This is a genomic window from Amycolatopsis sp. NPDC049159 (assembly GCF_040648295.1).
Taxonomy (GTDB): domain Bacteria; phylum Actinomycetota; class Actinomycetes; order Mycobacteriales; family Pseudonocardiaceae; genus Amycolatopsis; species Amycolatopsis pretoriensis_A.
Genome location: NZ_JBEZDL010000003.1, coordinates 228,770 through 247,641, shown reverse-complemented (window position 1 = coordinate 247,641; position 18,872 = coordinate 228,770). Strand labels below are relative to the sequence as shown.

The 18,872-nt window shown below is 70.6% G+C and carries 20 protein-coding genes; 3 read left to right on the top strand and 17 right to left on the bottom strand.

The window, feature by feature from the left end; translation table 11 throughout:
• Positions 1-7 precede the first annotated feature (7 nt).
• The 14 genes from nuoK to AB0B33_RS07305 form a co-directional block, all read right to left on the bottom strand.
• Entirely contained in the window at positions 8-307 is a 300-nt protein-coding gene (nuoK, locus tag AB0B33_RS07370) for an NADH-quinone oxidoreductase subunit NuoK (protein WP_003081840.1), read from the bottom strand.
• Positions 304-1,167, bottom strand: a complete 864-nt coding sequence (locus AB0B33_RS07365) for an NADH-quinone oxidoreductase subunit J (protein WP_360768028.1) — start codon at positions 1,165-1,167, stop codon at positions 304-306. Before AB0B33_RS07365 ends, nuoK begins: the two co-directional genes overlap by 4 nt.
• Positions 1,164-1,688 carry an NADH-quinone oxidoreductase subunit NuoI gene (gene nuoI / locus AB0B33_RS07360; protein WP_247015281.1) on the bottom strand — a complete coding sequence of 175 codons (525 nt, stop codon included), beginning with the start codon at positions 1,686-1,688 and terminating at the stop codon, positions 1,164-1,166. The genes AB0B33_RS07365 and nuoI overlap by 4 nt, the downstream gene beginning before the upstream one ends.
• Positions 1,675-3,024 carry an NADH-quinone oxidoreductase subunit NuoH gene (nuoH, locus tag AB0B33_RS07355; protein ID WP_360768025.1) on the bottom strand — a complete coding sequence of 450 codons (1,350 nt, stop codon included), beginning with the start codon at positions 3,022-3,024 and terminating at the stop codon, positions 1,675-1,677. The genes nuoI and nuoH overlap by 14 nt, the downstream gene beginning before the upstream one ends.
• Positions 3,021-5,492, bottom strand: a complete 2,472-nt coding sequence (locus tag AB0B33_RS07350) for an NADH-quinone oxidoreductase subunit G (RefSeq protein ID WP_360768022.1) — start codon at positions 5,490-5,492, stop codon at positions 3,021-3,023. The genes nuoH and AB0B33_RS07350 overlap by 4 nt, the downstream gene beginning before the upstream one ends.
• Complete coding sequence (gene nuoF / locus AB0B33_RS07345) at positions 5,489-6,772, bottom strand: NADH-quinone oxidoreductase subunit NuoF (RefSeq protein ID WP_247015287.1); 1,284 nt, start codon at positions 6,770-6,772, stop codon at positions 5,489-5,491. The genes AB0B33_RS07350 and nuoF overlap by 4 nt, the downstream gene beginning before the upstream one ends.
• Complete coding sequence (gene nuoE, locus AB0B33_RS07340) at positions 6,772-7,629, bottom strand: NADH-quinone oxidoreductase subunit NuoE (RefSeq protein ID WP_360768020.1); 858 nt, start codon at positions 7,627-7,629, stop codon at positions 6,772-6,774. Before nuoE ends, nuoF begins: the two co-directional genes overlap by 1 nt.
• Complete coding sequence (locus AB0B33_RS07335; RefSeq protein WP_360768018.1) at positions 7,626-9,005, bottom strand: NADH-quinone oxidoreductase subunit D; 1,380 nt, start codon at positions 9,003-9,005, stop codon at positions 7,626-7,628. Before AB0B33_RS07335 ends, nuoE begins: the two co-directional genes overlap by 4 nt.
• Positions 9,002-9,751 (bottom strand): NADH-quinone oxidoreductase subunit C, encoded by a 750-nt coding sequence (locus AB0B33_RS07330; RefSeq protein WP_360768015.1) that lies wholly within the window; start codon positions 9,749-9,751, stop codon positions 9,002-9,004. Before AB0B33_RS07330 ends, AB0B33_RS07335 begins: the two co-directional genes overlap by 4 nt.
• Before the next feature lie 4 nt (positions 9,752-9,755).
• Entirely contained in the window at positions 9,756-10,304 is a 549-nt protein-coding gene (locus tag AB0B33_RS07325; RefSeq protein ID WP_020643101.1) for an NADH-quinone oxidoreductase subunit B, read from the bottom strand.
• A gap of 4 nt (positions 10,305-10,308) precedes the next feature.
• Positions 10,309-10,728, bottom strand: a complete 420-nt coding sequence (locus AB0B33_RS07320) for an NADH-quinone oxidoreductase subunit A (RefSeq protein ID WP_247015294.1) — start codon at positions 10,726-10,728, stop codon at positions 10,309-10,311.
• 505 nt (positions 10,729-11,233) lie between these two features.
• A complete protein-coding gene (locus AB0B33_RS07315; RefSeq protein ID WP_360768013.1) occupies positions 11,234-12,520 on the bottom strand; it encodes a geranylgeranyl reductase family protein in 1,287 nt (428 codons plus the stop codon).
• Between the two features lie 63 nt (positions 12,521-12,583).
• Positions 12,584-13,273: a demethylmenaquinone methyltransferase gene (locus tag AB0B33_RS07310; protein ID WP_247015298.1), complete on the bottom strand. Its 690-nt coding sequence runs from the start codon at positions 13,271-13,273 to the stop codon at positions 12,584-12,586.
• Positions 13,274-13,282: 9 nt separating this feature from the next.
• The gene (locus AB0B33_RS07305; protein ID WP_360768010.1) at positions 13,283-13,828 is read right to left on the bottom strand and encodes a DUF4386 domain-containing protein; all 546 of its coding nucleotides are present in this window, start codon (positions 13,826-13,828) and stop codon (positions 13,283-13,285) included.
• Between the two features lie 53 nt (positions 13,829-13,881).
• On the opposite strand from AB0B33_RS07305, the gene AB0B33_RS07300 reads away from it, so the two are divergent.
• The gene (locus tag AB0B33_RS07300) at positions 13,882-14,343 is read left to right on the top strand and encodes a MarR family transcriptional regulator (protein WP_360768009.1); all 462 of its coding nucleotides are present in this window, start codon (positions 13,882-13,884) and stop codon (positions 14,341-14,343) included.
• Between the two features lie 4 nt (positions 14,344-14,347).
• Here AB0B33_RS07300 and AB0B33_RS07295 read toward each other — a convergent pair whose 3' ends face one another.
• Together AB0B33_RS07295 and AB0B33_RS07290 are read right to left on the bottom strand one after the other, a co-directional pair.
• Positions 14,348-15,451 carry a glycosyltransferase family 1 protein gene (locus tag AB0B33_RS07295; RefSeq protein WP_360768006.1) on the bottom strand — a complete coding sequence of 368 codons (1,104 nt, stop codon included), beginning with the start codon at positions 15,449-15,451 and terminating at the stop codon, positions 14,348-14,350.
• Between the two features lies 1 nt (position 15,452).
• Positions 15,453-16,523, bottom strand: a complete 1,071-nt coding sequence (locus tag AB0B33_RS07290; RefSeq protein ID WP_360768003.1) for a glycosyltransferase family 1 protein — start codon at positions 16,521-16,523, stop codon at positions 15,453-15,455.
• Positions 16,524-16,700: 177 nt separating this feature from the next.
• On the opposite strand from AB0B33_RS07290, the gene AB0B33_RS07285 reads away from it, so the two are divergent.
• Positions 16,701-17,537, top strand: a complete 837-nt coding sequence (locus tag AB0B33_RS07285) for an inositol monophosphatase (RefSeq protein ID WP_247015310.1) — start codon at positions 16,701-16,703, stop codon at positions 17,535-17,537.
• A gap of 369 nt (positions 17,538-17,906) precedes the next feature.
• The gene (locus AB0B33_RS07280; protein ID WP_360768000.1) at positions 17,907-18,497 is read left to right on the top strand and encodes a GNAT family N-acetyltransferase; all 591 of its coding nucleotides are present in this window, start codon (positions 17,907-17,909) and stop codon (positions 18,495-18,497) included.
• Here AB0B33_RS07280 and AB0B33_RS07275 read toward each other — a convergent pair.
• Positions 18,424-18,861, bottom strand: coding sequence for a DUF3592 domain-containing protein (locus AB0B33_RS07275; RefSeq protein WP_247015315.1), 438 nt, complete (start codon positions 18,859-18,861; stop codon positions 18,424-18,426). The genes AB0B33_RS07280 and AB0B33_RS07275 overlap by 74 nt on opposite strands.
• Positions 18,862-18,872 lie beyond the last annotated feature (11 nt).

Genomic DNA, 18,872 nt, shown 5'->3' with positions numbered 1-18,872 from the left:
GTGTCTCCTAGTACTTCAGCAGGTTGGTGTCGTCGACCGAGGCCGAGCGCCGGGTGCGGAAGATGGCCATGATGATCGCCAGGCCGACCACGACCTCGGCGGCCGCGACGACCATCACGAAGAACGCCATGATCTGGCCGTCGAGCCCGCCGTTGATCCGGGCGAACGTGACCAGCGACAGGTTCACGGCGTTGAGCATCAGCTCGATGCACATGAACACGACGATCGCGTTGCGCCGCACCAGCACGCCGACCGCGCCGAGCGCGAACAGCAGCGCCGACAGCAGCAGGTAGTACGTCGGGGTCATGCCTTCTCCCCTTCGGATTCCGAGCTGTCCGAGCCGACCAGCGCGTGCGCGTCCGGGTGCTCGACGTCGTCGGCGACGAGCTTGCGTTCCTTCGCCAGCTCGATCGCCGAGGTGGACTCGATGATCGCCGAGAGCGACTCCGGGGCGATCGAGCCGTCCGGCAGCAGCGCCGGCGTCGCCACCGAGTTGGCGGTGGCGAAGACGCCCGGGCCGGGCAGCGGCGAGGGCCGGTCGTGCTCACCGCGGAAGCGGGCGACGACCAGTTCCTTCTGCGTGCGCTTCCCGCCCTTGGCGTGCCGGTCGGTGAAGGCCAGCACCATCGCGCCGATCGCGGCGGTGATGAGCAGCGCCGACGTCAGCTCGAACGGGAACAGGTAGTCGGTGAAGATCAGCTTGCCGAGGCCCTTGGGACCGCCGCCTGCCGACGTCGTCGAGTCGAGCGGCGTCGCCGGGGTGACGTTCTCCATCGCCCGGTAGATGCCGGTGGCCAGCAGCGCGGCCATCCCGATGCCGAGCACGGTCGCCGCCAGCCGCTGGCCGCGGAGGACTTCGACGACCGAGTCGGAGCTCTCGCGCCCGACCAGCATCAGCACGAACAGGAACAGCATCATGATCGCGCCGGTGTAGACGATGATCTGCGTGAAGCCCAGGAACGGCGCCGACTGGATCATGTACAGCGCGCCCAGGCTCAGCATCGTCAGGACCAGCCACAGCGCCGAGTGCACGGCGTTGCGGGAGAAGATCATGCCGAGCGCGCCGAGCAGGCACAGCGGGCCGAGGATCCAGAACGCGACGGCCTCGCCGGTGGTGACGCCGGCCGCGGCACCCGTCGGGGCCTGGGCCAGGAGGGCGGTGATCACTGGACGCCCTCCCCGCGCGCGAGTTCGGGGCCGTTCACGTAGTAGTCCTGCTCGTTCTCGCCGAGCCGCATCGGGTGCGGCGGCTGCTCCATGCCGGGCAGGAGCGGCGCGAGGAGGTCTTCCTTCGTGTAGATCAGCCGCTGGCGGTCGTCGTCGGCCAGCTCGTAGAAGTTGATCATCGTCAGCGACCGCGTCGGGCACGCCTCGATGCAGAGGCCGCAGCCGATGCAGCGCAGGTAGTTGATCTGGTAGTCCGCGCCGTACCGCTCGCCCGGCGAGAACCGGGCTTCCTCGGTGTTGTCACCGCCCTCGACGAAGATCGCGTCCGCCGGGCACGCCCAGGCGCACAGCTCGCAGCCGACGCACTTTTCGAGGCCGTCCGGGTGGCGGTTCAGCTGGTGGCGCCCGTGGTACCGCGGGGCGGCGGGGGCGCCGGCCTCGGGGTACTCCTCGGTGGCGACCTTCTTGAACATCATCCCGAAGGTGACGCCGAAGCCCTTGACGGGATCAAGAAACCCCATCTTGCGCTCCTTCCTTTGCGGTACCGACGGCCGCCGGCTTGCGGCGGGCCGCCTTCGCCTCGGCCTTGGCCAGGGCCTTCTGACGCGGGGTGGTCTGCGGGACCTTGAGGTCCAGCGGCGGGACCGGGAAACCGCCGCCGGTCACCGGAACGGTCTCGCTCTCCTCTTCGCGGCCCGACGCGCGGACGTAGAAGAACAGGGCGATGACGATGAAGATGGCGACCGCGGCGATGATGATGGACGCGGTGTTCCAGGCGATGACCTTCGCGAAGGTCACCATGATGATCCACACCAGGTTCAGCGGGACCAGCACCTTCCAGCCCAGGCGCATGAACTGGTCGTAGCGCAGGCGGGGCAGCGTGCCGCGCAGCCAGATGAACCCGAACAGCAGGACGAACATCTTCGCGAAGAACCACAGCACCGGCCACCAGCCGGTGTTGAGCACGTTGTTCCCGATCAGCGACAGCGGCCACGGGGCCATCCAGCCGCCGAGGAACAGCGTCGTCGCGAACGCCGAGACGATCACCATGTTGACGTACTCGGCGAGGAAGAACATCGCGAACTTCATCGAGCTGTACTCGGTGTGGAAGCCGCCGACCAGCTCCGACTCGGCCTCGGGGAGGTCGAACGGGGCGCGGTTGGTCTCGCCCACCATCGAGATCAGGTAGATCACGAAGCTCGGGACCAGGTAGAGGAACCACGCCGGCTGCTGCTTGGAGACGATGTCGGCCAGGTCGAGCGAGCCGGCCTGCAGGATCACCGCGACGATCGAGAGACCCATCGCGATCTCGTAGGAGATCACCTGCGCCGCGCTGCGCATGCCGCCGAGCAGCGGGTACGGCGAGCCGGACGCCCAACCGGCGAGCACGATGCCGTAGACGCCGATCGAGGAGCAGGCCAGGATCACCAGCGCGCTGACCGGCAGGTCGAGCAGCTGCAGCACGGTCCGCTCGCCGAAGATCGACACCACCGGGCCGAACGGGATGGCCGACAGCGCGATCAGCGAGGGCACCACGCACAGGACCGGCGCCAGGAAGTACACCTTGCGGTCGGCCGTGTCCGGGATGATCTGTTCCTTGAACGGCAGCTTGATCGCGTCCGCCAGGGACTGCAGGTAACCGCCCGGGCCGACCCGGTTGGGGCCGGGCCGGTTCTGCATCCGGCCGACGGCCTTGCGCTCCCAGACGATCAGGAAGATCGTGAAGATCGGCCCGATCAGCAGGATGACCACGCACTTCAGCAGGATCAGCCACAACGGGTCGTCCGCCAGCAGCGCCGCCCGCGTCGCCGCGTCCGGGACACTGCCCACGGCCGCTTCGGTCAGCAACGGTGTCACTGTTCACCCCCAGCAAGGTTCACCAGGGCACCGTGGCCGGCACCGAGGGTCTTGAACACGGCCGAGCCGTCGGAATTGCCCGGCAGCCACACGACGCCGTCGGGCAGGTCCGCGATCTCCACCGGCAGCGTGATCGCACCGCGCTCGGTGCTCACCTTCACGGTGACGCCCAGGCCTTCCGCGGTCTTCGCGGACAGCCGCGCGACCGGCGTGCGCTGGGTGCCCTTCAGGTGCGGCTCGCCGTCCTGCAGCGAACCGTTGTCGATCAGCTGGCGCCAGGTCGACAGGACCGCCTGGCCCGCGCCCGGCGTCACCGGGGCCGGCACCTCGACGGCGACGTGGCTCCAGTTCAGCGCCGAAGCCTTGCCCAGCTTCTCGAAGTCGCCGCGGGCGGCGGCCGGCGTCTGCGTGAACAGGTCGGCGTCCATCTCGACGGCGAGGGTGTCGAGCACCCGGCAGTCCGGCAGGGCGCCGGTGCCTTCGAGGGTGACGTCGAACGGGCGGGTGCGGCCCTCCCAGTTGAGGTAGCTGCCGGCCTTCTCGTCCGACGCCGCCACCGGGAGCACGACGTCCGCGCGCTCGGTCACCGCGCTGTGGCGGAGTTCGAGGCTGACGACGAAGCCGGCGGTGTCCAGCGCGCGCAGCGCCAGCTCCGGGTCCGGCAGGTCGTACGGGTCGACGCCGCCGACGACCAGGCCGCCGAGTTCGCGGCCCGAAGCGGCCTCGAGGATGCCGGTGGTGTCGCGGCCCGGCGTGGCCGGAACCGGGACGCCCCAAGCGTTTTCGACGGCGACGCGGGCAGCGTCGTCGGTGACGCGGCGGCCGCCCGGCAGCAGCGTCGGGACGCAGCCGGCCTGCAGCGCGCCGCGGTCACCGGCCCGGCGCGGGATCCACGCGAGCCGGACGCCGGTGCGCTCCACCAGGTCCTGCAGCGCCGAGAACAGGCCCGGCACGCCGGCGGCGCGCTCGCCGACCAGGACGACCGAGCCGTCGCCGCGCAGGGCCTCGTCGAGGTCCGGCGCGTGCTTGGCGATGCCGTCGATGGCCGCGGCCTCCTGGCCGGGGACGCAGGCGAGCAGCTCGCCGAACGTCTTGCGCACCGACGAGGTCGTCCACTGTCCCAGGTGGACGACGCGGGTGCGGTTCTTGCGGGCCGCCTTGCGCAGCCGCAGGAACACGATCGGCGCTTCGTCCTCGGGCTCGAAGGCGACGCACAGGACCGTGCGGGCCCGCTCGATCTCGCCGAAGGTGACGCCGGACTCCGCCGTCACGCCCACGACCCGCGAGGTGAGGAACGCGAGCTCCTCGGCCGAGTGCGGGCGGGCGCGGAAGTCGACGTCGTTGGTGTGCAGGGCGACCCGGGCGAACTTCGAGTACGCGTAAGCGTCCTCGACGGTCAGCCGGCCGCCGGGCAGGACGCCGACGCCGCCGTTCGAACGGGCTTCGGTGAGGCCGGCGGCCGCGATGCGCAGCGCGTCGGTCCAGGACGCCTCTTCCAGCTCACCGGTGGCGGCGTTGCGGACCAGCGGACGGCGGATGCGGTCGTCGGCGCCGGTGTAGCGGAAGGCGAAGCGGCCCTTGTCGCAGAGCCACTCTTCGTTGACCTCGGGGTCGTCGCCGGCCAGCTTGCGCTGGACCTTGCCGCGCCGGAAGTCGGTGCGCTCGGCGCAGCCGGACGAGCAGTGCTCGCAGACGCTCGGCGCGGACACCAGGTCGAACGGGCGGGAGCGGAACCGGTAGGCCGCGCTCGTCAGGGCCCCGACCGGGCAGATCTGGATGACGTTGCCGGAGAAGTAGGACTGGAACGGCTGGCCGGACGTCGTCCGCGACGCCAGGTCGAGCACGTCCGCCGTCTCCGCGGTGCCGATCTGCTGGTGGGCGCCGCGCTCGAGGAGCTCGATGAACGGGTCGCCGGCGATCTCGCGGGAGAACCGGGTGCAGCGCTGGCAGAGCACGCAGCGTTCGCGGTCCAGCAGCACCTGCGTCGAGATCGGCAGGGGCTTCGGGAACGTCCGCTTGGTGTCGACGAACCGGGACTCCGCGCGGCCGTGGGCCAGCGCCTGGTTCTGCAGCGGGCACTCGCCGCCCTTGTCGCAGATCGGGCAGTCCAGCGGGTGGTTGATGAGCAGCAGCTCCATCACACCCTGCTGGGCCTTGTCCGCGACCGGCGACGTCAGCTGCGTCTTGACGACCATGCCGTCGGCGACGGTCATCGTGCAGGACGCCTGCGGCTTCGGCATCGGCCGGCCGCCCATCTCGACCTCGACCAGGCACTGGCGGCAGGCGCCGGCCGGGTCGAGGAGCGGGTGGTCGCAGAACCGCGGGATGACCGTGCCGAGGCGTTCGGCCGTGCGGATGAGGAGTTCGCCCTTGGGGGCGATGACCTCTTCGCCGTCGATGACCAGCTTCACGTGGCCTTCGGGGACCGGCGTCTCTTCGGTCTGAGGCTTGTCGGGGGCGATCGTCATGATGCCTGCGCTCCCACCAGTTCGCGCTTGGTGCTCTCACACAGAGCGAGGAATTCGTCGCGGAAGTACTTGATGCCGCTCTGGATCGGCGACACCGCGCCGTCACCGAGGGCGCAGAACGACCGGCCGAGGATGTTGTCGCAGACGTCGAGGAGGGTGTCGATGTCCTCTTCGGTGCCGTGGCCCTCGACCATCCGCTCGAGGATCTGCGCCAGCCAGTACGTGCCTTCGCGGCACGGCGTGCACTTGCCGCAGGACTCGTGCTCGTAGAACTGCGTCCACTTCATCACGGCCCAGGGCACCGACACCGTCTCGTTGAAGACCTGCACGGCGGTCGTGCCCAGCATCGACCCGGCTTCCGCCGCACCCTCGAAGTCCAGGGGAACGTCGAGGTGCTCGGCGGTGAACATCGGGGTGGACGAGCCGCCCGGGGTCCAGAACTTGAGCGGGATGCCGTCCTTCATGCCGCCCGCCATGTCGAGCAGCTCGCGCAGCGTGGTGCCGAGCGGGCACTCGTACTGGCCGGGCTTCTCGACGTGGCCGGAGATCGAGTAGATCTTCGGGCCGGGCGACTTCTCGCGGCCCATCTCGCGGAACCAGCTCGACCCGCCGTTGACGATGAACGGCGCGCTCGCGATGGTCTCGACGTTGTTGACCGTGGTCGGCGCGGCGTAGAGACCCGCGGCGGCCGGGAACGGCGGCTTGAGCCGCGGCTGGCCGCGACGGCCCTCCAGCGAGTCCAGCAGCGCCGTCTCCTCGCCGCAGATGTACGCGCCCGCTCCGGCGTGGACGGTGATCTTCAGGTCGAAGCCGGAGCCGAGGATGTTCTCGCCCAGGTAACCGGCCGCTTCGGCTTCGCGCACGGCCGCGTTGAGGCGGCGGATGCAGTGCAGCGCCTCGCCGCGGACGTAGATGAAGCAGTGGTTGGACCGCATCGCGTACGAGGCGATGATGCAGCCCTCGATCAGCGAGTGCGGGTCCGCCATCATCAGCGGGATGTCCTTGCAGGTACCCGGTTCGCCCTCGTCGGCGTTGATCACCAGGTAGTGCGGCTTGTCGAAGTTCGGCGGCATGAAGGACCACTTGATGCCGGCCGGGAAGCCCGCACCGCCGCGGCCGCGCAGGCCGGAGTCCTTGACCACCTGGACGAGCTGCTCGGGCGTGCCGGCCAGTGCCTTGCGGACGGCGGTGTAGCCCTCGAGTGCTTCGTACGTCCCGATCTGCCAGGAGTTCGGCGACAGCCAGCGCTTCGTGAGGACCGGAGTGATGGGGTCGGCCATTACTTCTTCTCCACTTCCGGGAGCGGGACGTCTTGCGCGACCGGGGCGACCCAGCCGCGGTCCTGCGCGAGCTTCGCGCCCCGCAGCGTCTCGACGGCCTGCGAGGGACCGTCGACGTCCGCGCGGTACTGGCGCTCGTCCTCCGGGAAGAACCCGGCGAGCTGCAGTTCGGCACCCTTGAAGCTGGACAGCGGCGCACCGCGCGTCGGCGCCGGCTTCTTGCCCGCCCGCAGCGCGTCGACCAGTGCGACGGCCTTGTCCTCGGTCTGGTTGTCGAAGTACTCGTAGTTGACCTGGATGACCGGCGCGAGGTCGCAGGCCGCCAGGCACTCGGCGTGCTCGAGGGTGATCGAGCCCGGCTCGTTCGGCGTGCCCGCGGTCTCGTTGTGCCCCAGCGGTTCTTCCTCGGACCCGAGGTGCGCCTGGAGCTTCTTGTAGATCGCGTCGCCGCCCATGGCCGCGCACAGCGTGTTGGTGCAGACGCTCACGAGGTGCTCGCCGCACGGCTTGCGCTTGTACATCGTGTAGAACGTCGCGACCGCGCTGACCTCGGCGTCGGACAGGTCGAGCTGCTTCGCGCAGAACGCGATGCCCTCCTGGCTGACGTAGCCCTGCACCGACTGCACGAGGTGCAGCATCGGCAGCAGCGCCGAGCGGGACACCGGGTAGCGGGAGATGATCTCCTGCGCCTGGGCCGTGGTGCCGGCGTCGAAGACGTCTTCGAGCGGCGTCTCGGTGATGATCCCGGCCGCGACATCGGGGTCCGGCGCGATGGCGACCACGTCGACGTCCGGCCCGGCCGCGGCGTGCGTCGTCACGGCGTCCTTCGAGCCGGGTTCGGGAACTGCTGTGCTCATCGGTCCACTCCCCCCATGACGGGGTCGATCGAGGCGATCGCGGCGATCACGTCCGCGACGAGGCCGCCTTCGGCCATTGCGGGCATCGACTGCAGGTTCACGAAGCTCGGTTCGCGCACGTGGACCCGCAGCGGCCGGGTGCCGCCGTCGGAGACCAGGTGCGCGCTCAGCTCGCCGCGCGGCGACTCCACCGAGGTGTAGACCTGCCCGGCCGGCACCTTGAAGCCCTCGGTCACCAGCTTGAAGTGGTGGATCAGGGACTCCATCGACTGGCCCATGATCTTCTTGACGTGCTCGAGCGAGTTGCCCATGCCGTCGCTGCCGATGGACAGCTGCGCGGGCCAGGCGACCTTCTTGTCCTCGACCATGACCGGGCCCGGCTCGAGCTTCTCCAGGCACTGTTCGATGATCTTGAGGCTCTCGTGCATCTCGTGCACCCGGATCAGGTAGCGCGACCAGCAGTCGGCACCGTTGTCCACGGGCACGTCGAAGTCGAACTCGTCGTAGCAGGAGTACGGCTCGGTCTTGCGCAGGTCCCACGGGAGGCCGGCGGACCGCAGCACCGGGCCGGTGACGCCGAGCGCGAGGCACGCGTCGACCGGCAGGTAGCCCACGCCCTTGAGCCGGTTCCGCCAGATCGGCTGACCGGTGAACAGCTTGTCGTACAGCGGAAGGCGCTTCTTCATCGTCTTGACGAATTCGGTGACCTTCTCGACGTAGTCCGCCGGCATGTCCTGCGCGAGGCCGCCGGGGCGGATGAACGCGTGGTTCATCCGCAGGCCGGTCAGGTGCTCCAGCAGGTGCAGCACCTCTTCGCGCTCGCGGAAGCCGAGCGTCATCGCGGTGGTGGCGCCGAGCTCCATGCCGCCGGTCGCGATGTAGACGAGGTGCGAGCCGATCCGGTTGATCTCCAGCAGCATCACGCGAAGCAGCTGCGCGCGGCGCGGGGCCTCGATCTGCAGCAGCTTCTCGACGCCGAGGCAGTACGCCATCTCCGTCGAAAGCGGGGCCAGGTAGTCCATGCGCGTCACGAAGGTGACGCCCTGGGTCCAGGTCCGGTACTCGCAGTTCTTCTCGATGCCGGTGTGGAGGTAGCCGATGACCGACCGCAGCTGCGTGACGGTCTCGCCCTCCATCTCCAGCACGAGCCGGAGCACGCCGTGCGTCGACGGGTGCTGCGGGCCCATGTTGATGACCATGCGCTCGTCGTGCGCCGCGTCGGCGATGACGTCGTCCCAGTCGCCGCCGGAGACCGAGTAGACGCGGCCTTCGGTGGTGTCACGGGAATCGGCGTAGCTGACGTCGTCGGTGCTGTCGCTGCCCGGCGCGCTCGTGTCCGTCCCGGTGGTGACGTCGGAAAGGTTCTCGGTGCTCACGAGTACGACCTCCGCTGGTCCGGCGGCGGGATCTCCGCGCCCTTGTATTCGACCGGGATCCCGCCGAGCGGGTAGTCCTTGCGCTGGGGGTGGCCGTCCCAGTCGTCCGGCATCAGGATCCGGGTCAGCGCCGGGTGGCCGTCGTAGACGATGCCGAACATGTCCCAGGCCTCCCGCTCCTGCCAGTCGGCGGTCGGGTAGAGCCCGACCAGCGACGGCACGTGCGCGTCGTCGACGTCGAGGGTCACCTCGAGCCGGATCCGGCGGCGGTAGGTCAGGGACGTGAAGTGGTACACCGAGTGCAGCCGCTCCGGGACGTCGACGCCGTAGTCCACGCCGGACACCGAGGACAGCAGCTCGAAGCGGAGACCGCCGTCGTCGCGCAGCACCTTCGCGATCGCGGGCAGCTGCTCGCGGGCGACGTAGAAGGTGATCTCGCCGCGGTCGACCGTCGTCTGCAGGATCGCTTCGGCGGGGATCTTGTTGTCCGACAGCGCCGCGTAGAACTCGTCGGCGAACTGGTCGAACCAGCCGCCGTACGGGCGTTCGGCGGGCGCCGGGTTGTAGGCCGGCAGCCGGACACCGCCGTAGCCGGAGGTGTCGCCGGTGCCGTGGACGCCGAACATGCCCTGGCGTTCGCGGCCGGTGACGACGGGTTCGGCGGGGCGGGTGCCCGTCGGCTCGAGGCCGCCTTCGGGCCGGTCGGCGCTGGACTGCTCGTCGCCGGGTTGCGGGTTCTCAGTCATCGCTCTACTTCTTCGCGTACTTGATCGACGACGCGACGAGCTCGGTGCGGGCCCCGCTGGCGGCGCGGATGGCGGCGCGGCGGGCGTTGATCGGCTCGTCCTGGATCTTGGCGTGCAGCTTGAGGATCGCGTCCAGCAGCATCTCCGGCCGCGGCGGGCAGCCGGGCAGGTACATGTCGACCGGCACGATGTGGTCGACGCCCTGGACCACGGCGTAGTTGTTGAACATGCCGCCGGAGGAGGCGCAGACGCCCATGGCGAGCACCCACTTGGGCTCGGCCATCTGGTCGTAGATCTGGCGCAGGACCGGCGCCATCTTCTGCGTGACCCGGCCGGCGACGATCATCAGGTCGGCCTGCCGCGGCGTCGCGCTGAAGCGCTCCATGCCGAAGCGGGCGATGTCGTAGCGGGAACCGCCGACCGTCATCATCTCGATCGCGCAGCAGGCGAGCCCGAAGGTGGCCGGCCACATCGAATTCTTCCGCGACCAGTTGACGAGACCTTCGAGGCTGGCCAGCAGGATGCCGTTGGGGAGTTTCTCTTCGAGGCCCATGGGTCTAGTTCCAATCCAGGCCGCCGCGCCGCCACACGTAGGCGTACGCGAAGCCGACCGTCGCGATGAACAGCAGGATCTCCACCAGGCCGAACGTGCCCAGCGCGTCCGCCTGCACGGCGAACGGGTAGAGGAAGACCATCTCGATGTCGAACAGGATGAACAGCATCGCGGTGATGTAGTAGGCCACCGGCATCCGCCCGCCGCCGACGAGCGGCTGGGGCGAGGGCTCGATGCCGCACTCGTACGCGGAGAGCTTGGCCTTGTTGTAGCGGCTGGGGCCGACGAGCGGGCCCAGCAGGACCGACAGCACGGCGAAACCGAGCGCCAGGACGAACAGGATCACGATGGGCAGGTAGGGCTTCAGGCTCGGGGCCTCTTGCGCCAGCTGCACCGTGTCGGTTCGGGTCAGCAACGTCAGCACGGGGTCTTCGCCATCCTTTCCGCGCCGATGCGGTTGTGCTTGTGGTGGGGAACCGCTTGGCCTCGTCGGCACCCTAAGGGACCTGGGTCACACCGCCGAGGGTCAGGGTCTCCTTACGGCCCGTGGCTGGACCTCAAGGCGCTTGTGAAATAGTTCACAAGCCACTCGTCGTGGATGTGAAGGGATTCACAAAGCATGGGGGGAGTCTAGGACGCGACTCACACTCTTGTCCCTAGGCCCCCGTGTTATAAGGGTGCCCTAAGTTCCGCCGCCATCGTTGTCACGGCGCGATGACGACGGCCGCGCGACCTGCGTGAAGGTGTCACAAGATCGTTCCGTGGCCGGACAAAACGGACATCAGGGTGTGAGCTATCCCACTGGCCGCACGGCCAACTTGCTACGCCACCCGAGTGTCCGCGCGCGAAAAGGGCGGCACTTTCGTAGGGAAAGTGCCGCCCTGGTGCCCCTCGAGACGCATCTTTCCTAGGGAAAGTGGCGGCCGGGGTCAGCGGGGGGAAGGGGTGGCGCGGGCGAGGGCCGAGATCAGGCGGTCGACGCCGTCGCCGCCCTTGGCGTCGTAGCAGCCGGACAGGCCCTTGTAGACCAGCGGCAGGAGCTTGTTGATGCGCAGCCCGTACTTGGTGCAGGCGTGCATGATCTTCGGCTTGCCGATGATCTTCGCGAACACGTTGCCCAGCTGGTAGTAGCCGCCCATCAGCTCCCGCACCGCGCGCGGGTACGCCTCCAGCGCCCGCTCCCGCGAAGGCCCTTCGCGCCGCGCAAGCGCTTGCACGACGACCTCCGCCGCGATCTGCGCGGACTCCATCGCCGCCGAGATGCCCTCGCCGTTGAACGGGCTGACCATGCCGCCCGCGTCGCCGAGCAGCAGCAGGCCGTCGCGGTAGTGCGGGGTGCGGTTGAAGCCCATCGGGAGGCCGGCGCCGCCGACCTTGCCGATCGCGTTCTCCTCGCGGTAGCCCCACTCCTCCGGCGTCCCGTCGAGCCACTGGCGCAGCAGCGCGCGGTAGTCGGTGTTCCGGAACGAGGCCGACGTCGAGAGCATGCCGAGGCCGACGTTGACCGTGCCGTCGCCGAGCGGGAACGCCCAGCCGTAGCCCGGCAGCAGCTTCGGGTCGCGCGGGTCGGACTTGTCCCACAGCTCGAGGTGGCCCTCGATGAACGGGTCGTCGTGGCGCGGGCTCTTGTAGTACTGGCGCACCGCGACGCCCATCGGGCGCTTCTCGTTCTTCTGGATGCCGACGCTCAGCGCGAGCCGCGCGGAGACGCCGTCGCAGGCCAGGACGAGCGGCGCGTAGTACTTCACCGGCGTCCGCTCCGGGCCGACCTTCGCCTCGACGCCGACCACGCGTCCGGTCGCGTTCGTGATCGCACCGGTGACGGTGGTGCGCTCGTACAGGCGCGCGCCCGCCTTCACCGCGAGCTTCGCGAGGAGATCGTCGAAGTCGTGGCGGGTGCGGGAAACGCCGTACGGCGGGTAGCTCGTCAGGTCCGGCCAGTCGAGTTCCAGCGTGAGGTCGCCGGTGAGGATCCGCAGGCCGCGGCTGTGCACCCAGCCCGCGTCCTCGCTGGTGTCGATCCCCAGGTCGATGAGCTGCTTGACGCCGCGCGGGGTCAGGCCGTCACCGCAGACCTTCTCGCGCGGGAACTCGGTCTTCTCCAGCAGCAGGACGTCGACGCCCGACCGCGCCAGGTACGTCGCGACAGTGGATCCGGCGGGCCCGGCGCCGACGACGATGACTTCGGCGTCCTGGTCTGCGGTGCGTCGACTCATGCTTCGAATCTACAGCGGGGCGAAGCCCCTCCTTTGAGGGTGGCGGTGGGGAGGAAGGCGGAGTTAGGCAGGCTTTCGCGCGCGGTGGATCGCCACGACGCCGAATGTGAGGTTCAACCACTCGACGTCGGCCCAGCCGGCGCTCGCGATGATCTCGCCTAGCGTGCGCTGGTCCGGCCAGGCCAGCATCGATTCGGCCAGGTAGGAGTAGGCCTCCGGGTTCGACGACGTCCGCTTGCCGACCCAGGTGAGCAGCTTGAGCATGAACCGCCGGTGGATGAACCGGATCGGGGCGAACGGCGGGGTCGAGACCTCGCAGATCACCAGGCGGCCGCCCGGCTTGACCACGCGGGCGATCTCGGTGAGCGCGGCCTTCGTGTCGACGAAGTTGCGCAGCGCGAGGGAAATCGTCACGGCGTCGAAGCTGTCGTCGGCGAACGGCAGGTTGAGCGCGTCCGCCGCCACCATCGGCACCTTGCGGTGCAGCCCGGCGCGCAGCATGCCGAAGGAGAAGTCCGCGGCCAGGCACCAGGCGCCACCGCGGGCGTACTCGACGGTGGACACCCCGGTGCCGGCGGCCAGGTCCAGGACCTTCTCGCCGCGGCGGGCGTCGAGCACGCGGGCGGTGGTGGTGCGCCAGCGCCGGTCGAAGCCGAAGGTCATGAACGAGTTCGCCCGGTCGTACCCGTCCGCGACGCCGTCGAACATGGCGGCGACTTCGTGCGGGTTCTTGTCCAGGCTTGCGCGTGACATGACTTGAGATTAGTCGCGGGGCTTGAGGAAGCTCGCGAGCACCAGCCAGATGAGCCCGCCGAAGCGTCCGACCGGGATCAGCGGGTAGAGGACGTCGGTCAGCATGCCGAGCGCCGAAAGCCCGGCCAGCCCCGCGACGACGTAGCCCGTGATCTCCAGCCATTTCCGCTCGTCGCGGGCCACGACCGCGATGAGCAGCGCGAGGGGCACGGCGAAGCCGAACGCGCCCGCCGCGAAGGCCAGCGACGTGAACGGGCGGGCGAAGTCCGGGTTCTGCGCGGCGGTCCAGGTGGCGAGGCCGCTCAGCAGGAGCGAGCCGGACGCGAGCAGGCCGCCCGCGTAGCCGAGCTGCGGTGGTCTCGAGGCCGCCGTCCAGACCGCGAGGGACAGGCCGGCGCCGAAGACGACCAGGGCCAGCAGCTGGACGAGCCCCTGGTGCGCGGCGTCGTAGGCGGCGACCTCGGCCGCGGACGAGTCCGGGCGGGTGCCGGTGGCGCCGAGGACTCCCCCGGCGACGGTGAACAGGCCGTAAGCGATGACCGCAATTCGTTTCATGTCATAAACGATTACACTGGTGTAATCGATTGTCAACGGCTACCGTCCCGGGCATGAACGGTTTCGGCAGCGCGTTCCTGCTGGCCCAGGTGGGCGCGCACGCGGCCCAGCGGTTCACCGAGCGGATCGGTGAGCTGGACCTGACGCCGCCGCAAGTCGGGCTGTTGCGGCTGGTCGCGACACGGCCGGGGCAGAGCCAGCAGGCGATCGCGGCTCAGCTCGGCACCCAGCCGACCCGGCTCGTCGCGCTGGTCGACGGTCTGGAGAAGCGCGGCCTGATCGAGCGCCGCCGCAACCCGGAGGACCGGCGGCTCTACGCGCTGGAGCTGAGCGAGGACGGCCGCGCGTTCATGGGTCGCGTCGCCCAGGCCGCGGCCGCCCACGACCGCGCGCTCACCGAGGCGTTGTCGGACGACGAGCGCGCGACGCTGCACACCCTCCTGACCAAGATCGCCGCCGACCAAGGCCTCACCCCGGGCGTCCACCCCGGCTTCGCGCGTGGTCCAGGCTCGTGAGGGTTCAGCGGAAGGCGGCCAGCATCCCGGCCACCGCGGCCGGCCAGGTGAACTCCTCCGCCCGGGCGCGGGCCGCCGCGCGGCGCAGGTCTTCGGGGCTGTCCAGGAGGTGCGTCACCGCGGTGGCGAACGCCGGCGCGTGGTCGTCCACCGCCGCGCCGCAGCCCGGGCGCACGATCTCTCGCAGTGCCGAGGACGCCGACACCACCACCGGCGTCCCGGACGCCAGCGCCTCCAGCGCCGCCAGCCCGAACGTCTCGTGCGGGCCGGGCGCCAGGGAGACGTCCGCACTGGCCAGCAGCCGGGCGACGTCGCCGCGGCCGGACAGGAAGCCCAGGAACGTCACCGGCAGCCCGCGCGCGCGGCGTTCCAGCGCGCGGCGGCGAGGGCCGTCGCCCGCCACCACCAGCCGCACGCGGGCGCCCGCCTCCGTCAGCTCCGCGACGGTGTCCACGCTGCGCTCCACGTGCTTCTCCGGCGACAGCCGTCCACAGTGGACGAGCAGGGCGTCCGCTCCCCCGGCGAGGTCGGTGCGCCAGCCGTCGTCGCGCATGGCGGGCCGGAACGTCGCGAGGTCGACGCCGAGGGGCACGCGGTGGACGTTCGGGGCGGCGATCCGGTCGAACTCCGCGCGCGCGAACGCCGTCGTGCAGACGACCGCGTCGTAGCTCGCGGCCATCCGCCGGTTCGCGACGTCGGCGACGCGGCGCGCGACCGGCTCGGGCAGCAGGAACTGCTCCAGCAGCCGGTCGAGGCGCTCGTGCGAGATGACCGTGCTGGGGACGCCGTGGCGCCGCGCCCAGCCACCCATCCCGCGCAGCGTCAGCCGGTCCGACACCTCCAGCCGGTCCGGCTCGAGTCTTCGCAGGACCGCGCGGACGCGGTGCGGGTCGACCGCGCGGTAGCCGCCGGTGCCCGGGATCTTGGGCGCCGGTAGGGAAAACCGGCGGACACCGGTCGGCAGGACTTCGTCGGCGTACCGCGTGCCGGGCACCACGAGCGTCACCTCGTGGCCGCTCGCGACGTACCCCGCGCCGAGGTGGTGCAGCGCCGTGCGGAGGCCGCCCGAGCGCGGCCCGTAGAAGTTCGCGAGCTGGACGATGTGCATGTCAGGCCGCGCGGACGGCCCGGCCCCGCACGGCTTCGTAGTGCCCGAGCAGCTCGTGGCAGACGGCGGGCCAGGTCCGGCCGAGCACCACCTTGCGCGCCTTCTCGCCGAGCCGCTCCCGCAGCGCCGCGTCGCGCAGGGCCTCGACCTTCTCGACCAGCGCCGGGCCGAACAGCTCGCGGTCCGCGGGCAGCAGGTAGCCGGTGCGGCCGGGCAGGACGAGGTCCTTCGGGCCGCCCGCGTCCGGGGCGAGCACGGGCAGCCCGGACGCCATCGCCTCCTGCACCGCCTGGCAGAACGTCTCGTGCGGTCCGGTGTGGACGAAGACGTCGAGACTCGCGTACGCCCTGGAAAGCTCTTCGCCGTACTTCGCGCCGAGGAACGCCGCGCCGGGCAGTTGCGCCTTGAGGCTTTCGAGTTGGGGCCCGTCGCCGACGACGACCACGCGGATCCCGGGCACGCCGGCCAGCGCGGCCAGCCGGTCGACCTCTTTTTCCGGCGCCAGCCTGCCGACGAACCCGACGAGCAGCTCGCCGTCCGGCGCCAGCTCGGCCCGCAGCGCCGCGTCGGCGTGCTCCGGGGAGAACCGCTCGATGTCGACGCCCCGCGCCCACCGGTGCACCCGCGGGACGCCGTGCAGCTCCAGCTGCGCGACCGAGTCGCTGGACGGCGCGAGGGTCCGGTCGGCGCGCGAGTGCAGCCGCCGCACCCAGCGCCACGCGGCGCGGGCGGCGATGCCGAAGCCGTACGCGGCGGCGAACCCGGCGATGTCGGTCTGGTAGACGGCGATCGACGGCACCCGCAGCCGCCGCGCCGCCGCGAGTCCGCGCGCGCCGACGACGAACGGCGACGCCAGGTGCACGACGTCCGGCCCGAACGCGGCCAGCGCGTTCAGCACCGTGCGCGTCGGCAGACCGATCGGGAGGGAGTTCACGCCGGGGAAGTCCAGCGCGGGGATCCGGACGACCGGGGCGCCGCGGTAGGAGTCCGGGCCGGGACCGGGGGCGATGATCAGCACGTCGTGGGCGCGTTCGCGCAGGTGCTCGACGACCCGCAGGACGGAGTTGGTCACGCCGTTCACCTGGGGCAGGAAACTTTCGGTGACTATGGCGACTCGCACGTCTTGGACGATCGCACCCGATACTGGCGACCGCGTGACACGGCGGCCAACGCTGCCGGAACAGATCGGCTACGACATGTCATCTCAAGGTCGTGTCCCGGAAACCAGGGTGACCCAGACTAAGCAGGCATGACCCTCTTGTCCTCCCGGCCGCCGCGGCCCGTCGAGCCCGGCCTGCTGTCGAGGGCGCTCGAAGTGGCCGGACGGCTGGCCAACGACGCCACCGACGTGATCACCGCGACCGCCGGCCGCGGCGCCCACCCGTCGACGCTGGACTCGCCCTTCGACTGGGTCACCGACACCGACCGCATCCTGGAGCGCCACACGCGGCGCGTCCTGACGGCGGAGTTCCCGGGCATCCCGGTGGTCGGTCACGAGTTCGGCGCCGACCACGGCGCGGACGTCGCCGAGTACCGCTGGGTGGTCGACTCGGTGGACGGAACGGCGAACTACGTGGCCGGCGTGCCCTGGTGCGCGTACAGCCTGGCGCTGGTGGACGCGGCGGGCCCGGTGGTGGGCGTGGTGGCGGACCCGTACCGAGCCCAGATCTACGCCGCGGCGCGCGGCCGAGGGGCCCGCGCGAACGGCAAACCGGTCCGGCTCACGGACCGCTGCGTGACGGCGGGGGCACTGGTGTGCACGGAGTTCGCCCGGCGCGGCCCGTGGCCGGGGATGGGCGGCTTCATCGAGCGCGCGGCGGCGGCCCACGCGGGGGTCCGGGTGCTGGGGTCGGCGGCGTTGTCGATCGCGCAGGTGGCGCTGGGGCACGCGGCCGCGGCGGTGCTGCACAGCTACCACGAGTGGGACGTCGCGGGCTCGGTGGCGATGGCCATCGAGGCGGGCGCGGTGGTGCTGGACAAGCACGGCGAGGACACGGCGCTGCCGACGGACGGACTGCTGGTGGCGGCACCGGGGGTGGCGGACGAGGTGCTGGGCTGGTGGCAGGAGACGGCGCACGCGGGGTGAGGTTTTCGCACCCGGGTAGCCGCCGAGCCGCCGGAGACGCGCACGCGGGTTGAGTTCGCTCCGCACGGCCCGCCCCGGGCACGACGGCCCACGCGGGCTGAGCTCGCTCAGCACCGACAGCCAGCGGACCGCCAGCAGACACCCAACGGACCGCCCTGGACCTCCCCCGCCCCTCGTCCCAGCCGCAGTCAGCACCGGAGACCCGGGGTCAAGGGTGAGCGAAGCTCATCGCGAAGCGACGCCGAAGGCGCCCTTGAGGCCGGGTCTCCGGTGTTGAACAATCAAGAGGCGAGGAGCGGGAGACACCAGAACGAGGCTGAGCCAGCGCACCAGGCCAAAACGGCTTGCGCGCCCCGCGACGATCGAGCCATGCCGACCCTCCGCACCCCCCGGCTCACCCTCGTGCCCCTCACCGACGAGCACCTCGACCTCGAGTACGAACTCGACTCCGACCCGGAAGTCATGCGCTACCTCACCGGCCGCGCCGCCACCCGGGACGAGGTCGAGCAAGCCCACCGACGCCGGATGAGCACGGGTCACGGATTCTGGATGGGCTTCGCCGACGAAGACTTCGTCGGCTGGTGGATCCTCCGCCCACCCCACGGCCCCGACCAGCCGGACGTCGAAGGCGAAGCCGAGCTCGGCTACCGCCTGCTGCGCCGGCACTGGCGGCAGGGCTACGCCCGCGAAGGCTCCCTCGAACTGCTCCGGTACGGCTTCGAAGAACTCGACCTGGACCGGATCTTCGCCCAGACCATGGCCGTCAACACCCCGTCCCGCGCGACGATGGCCTCAGCGGGACTCACCTTCGCCAGAGCCTTCACCTCGGCCATCGACTACGAAGACCACATCGACGGCGCCGACCAGGGCGAAGTCGAGTACGAGATCAAGCGGGAACGGTGGCTCGCTTGTCGACCCGGCGGATCCACCACAGCAGCGGCCCCGCCACCAGCCAGGTGAAGAACACGAAACTCCCCAGCGGCAGCAACGTCAACGTCGCCGACCGCCCGGCCACCCGGGCCAGCTCCGGGTCGGACGCGTCGTACTCGATGCGGACCAGTTGCCCGGCCGCCAGGCCGTCCGGGTAGAGCACCCCGTTCGCCGGGCTGTGGACGATGCCGTCGGGGGTCTCGAAGTGGATGATCGTGCGGTCGAACGCCACCGAGTCGACCGTCGCCGTCGCGGTGCCGAGCTGGGCGGAGATCGCGCCGTCGTTGCGGATCGCCGCGAACAGCAAGCAGATGCACATCACGGTGAGGAGCGAGGCGACGCCGAGGGTGGTCCACCACCCGACGCGCCTCGCCCGTTCACCTCTCGTGCTCACGCCGCGAGCGT

What these genes read in the sequence shown, in the direction of transcription:
- AB0B33_RS07350 (WP_360768022.1), bottom strand. Translation starts at nt 5,492, where the DNA reads ATGACGATCGCCCCCGACAAGCCTCAGACCGAAGAGACGCCGGTCCCC.
- nuoE (WP_360768020.1), bottom strand. Translation starts at nt 7,629, where the DNA reads ATGAGCACAGCAGTTCCCGAACCCGGCTCGAAGGACGCCGTGACGACG.
- AB0B33_RS07325 (WP_020643101.1), bottom strand. Translation starts at nt 10,304, where the DNA reads ATGGGCCTCGAAGAGAAACTCCCCAACGGCATCCTGCTGGCCAGCCTC.
- AB0B33_RS07280 (WP_360768000.1), top strand. Translation starts at nt 17,907, where the DNA reads ATGCCGACCCTCCGCACCCCCCGGCTCACCCTCGTGCCCCTCACCGAC.
- nuoK (WP_003081840.1), bottom strand. Translation starts at nt 307, where the DNA reads ATGACCCCGACGTACTACCTGCTGCTGTCGGCGCTGCTGTTCGCGCTC.
- AB0B33_RS07295 (WP_360768006.1), bottom strand. Translation starts at nt 15,451, where the DNA reads ATGCACATCGTCCAGCTCGCGAACTTCTACGGGCCGCGCTCGGGCGGC.
- nuoF (WP_247015287.1), bottom strand. Translation starts at nt 6,772, where the DNA reads ATGGCCGACCCCATCACTCCGGTCCTCACGAAGCGCTGGCTGTCGCCG.
- AB0B33_RS07305 (WP_360768010.1), bottom strand. Translation starts at nt 13,828, where the DNA reads ATGAAACGAATTGCGGTCATCGCTTACGGCCTGTTCACCGTCGCCGGG.
- AB0B33_RS07330 (WP_360768015.1), bottom strand. Translation starts at nt 9,751, where the DNA reads ATGACTGAGAACCCGCAACCCGGCGACGAGCAGTCCAGCGCCGACCGG.
- AB0B33_RS07285 (WP_247015310.1), top strand. Translation starts at nt 16,701, where the DNA reads ATGACCCTCTTGTCCTCCCGGCCGCCGCGGCCCGTCGAGCCCGGCCTG.
- AB0B33_RS07300 (WP_360768009.1), top strand. Translation starts at nt 13,882, where the DNA reads ATGAACGGTTTCGGCAGCGCGTTCCTGCTGGCCCAGGTGGGCGCGCAC.
- nuoI (WP_247015281.1), bottom strand. Translation starts at nt 1,688, where the DNA reads ATGGGGTTTCTTGATCCCGTCAAGGGCTTCGGCGTCACCTTCGGGATG.
- AB0B33_RS07315 (WP_360768013.1), bottom strand. Translation starts at nt 12,520, where the DNA reads ATGAGTCGACGCACCGCAGACCAGGACGCCGAAGTCATCGTCGTCGGC.
- AB0B33_RS07310 (WP_247015298.1), bottom strand. Translation starts at nt 13,273, where the DNA reads ATGTCACGCGCAAGCCTGGACAAGAACCCGCACGAAGTCGCCGCCATG.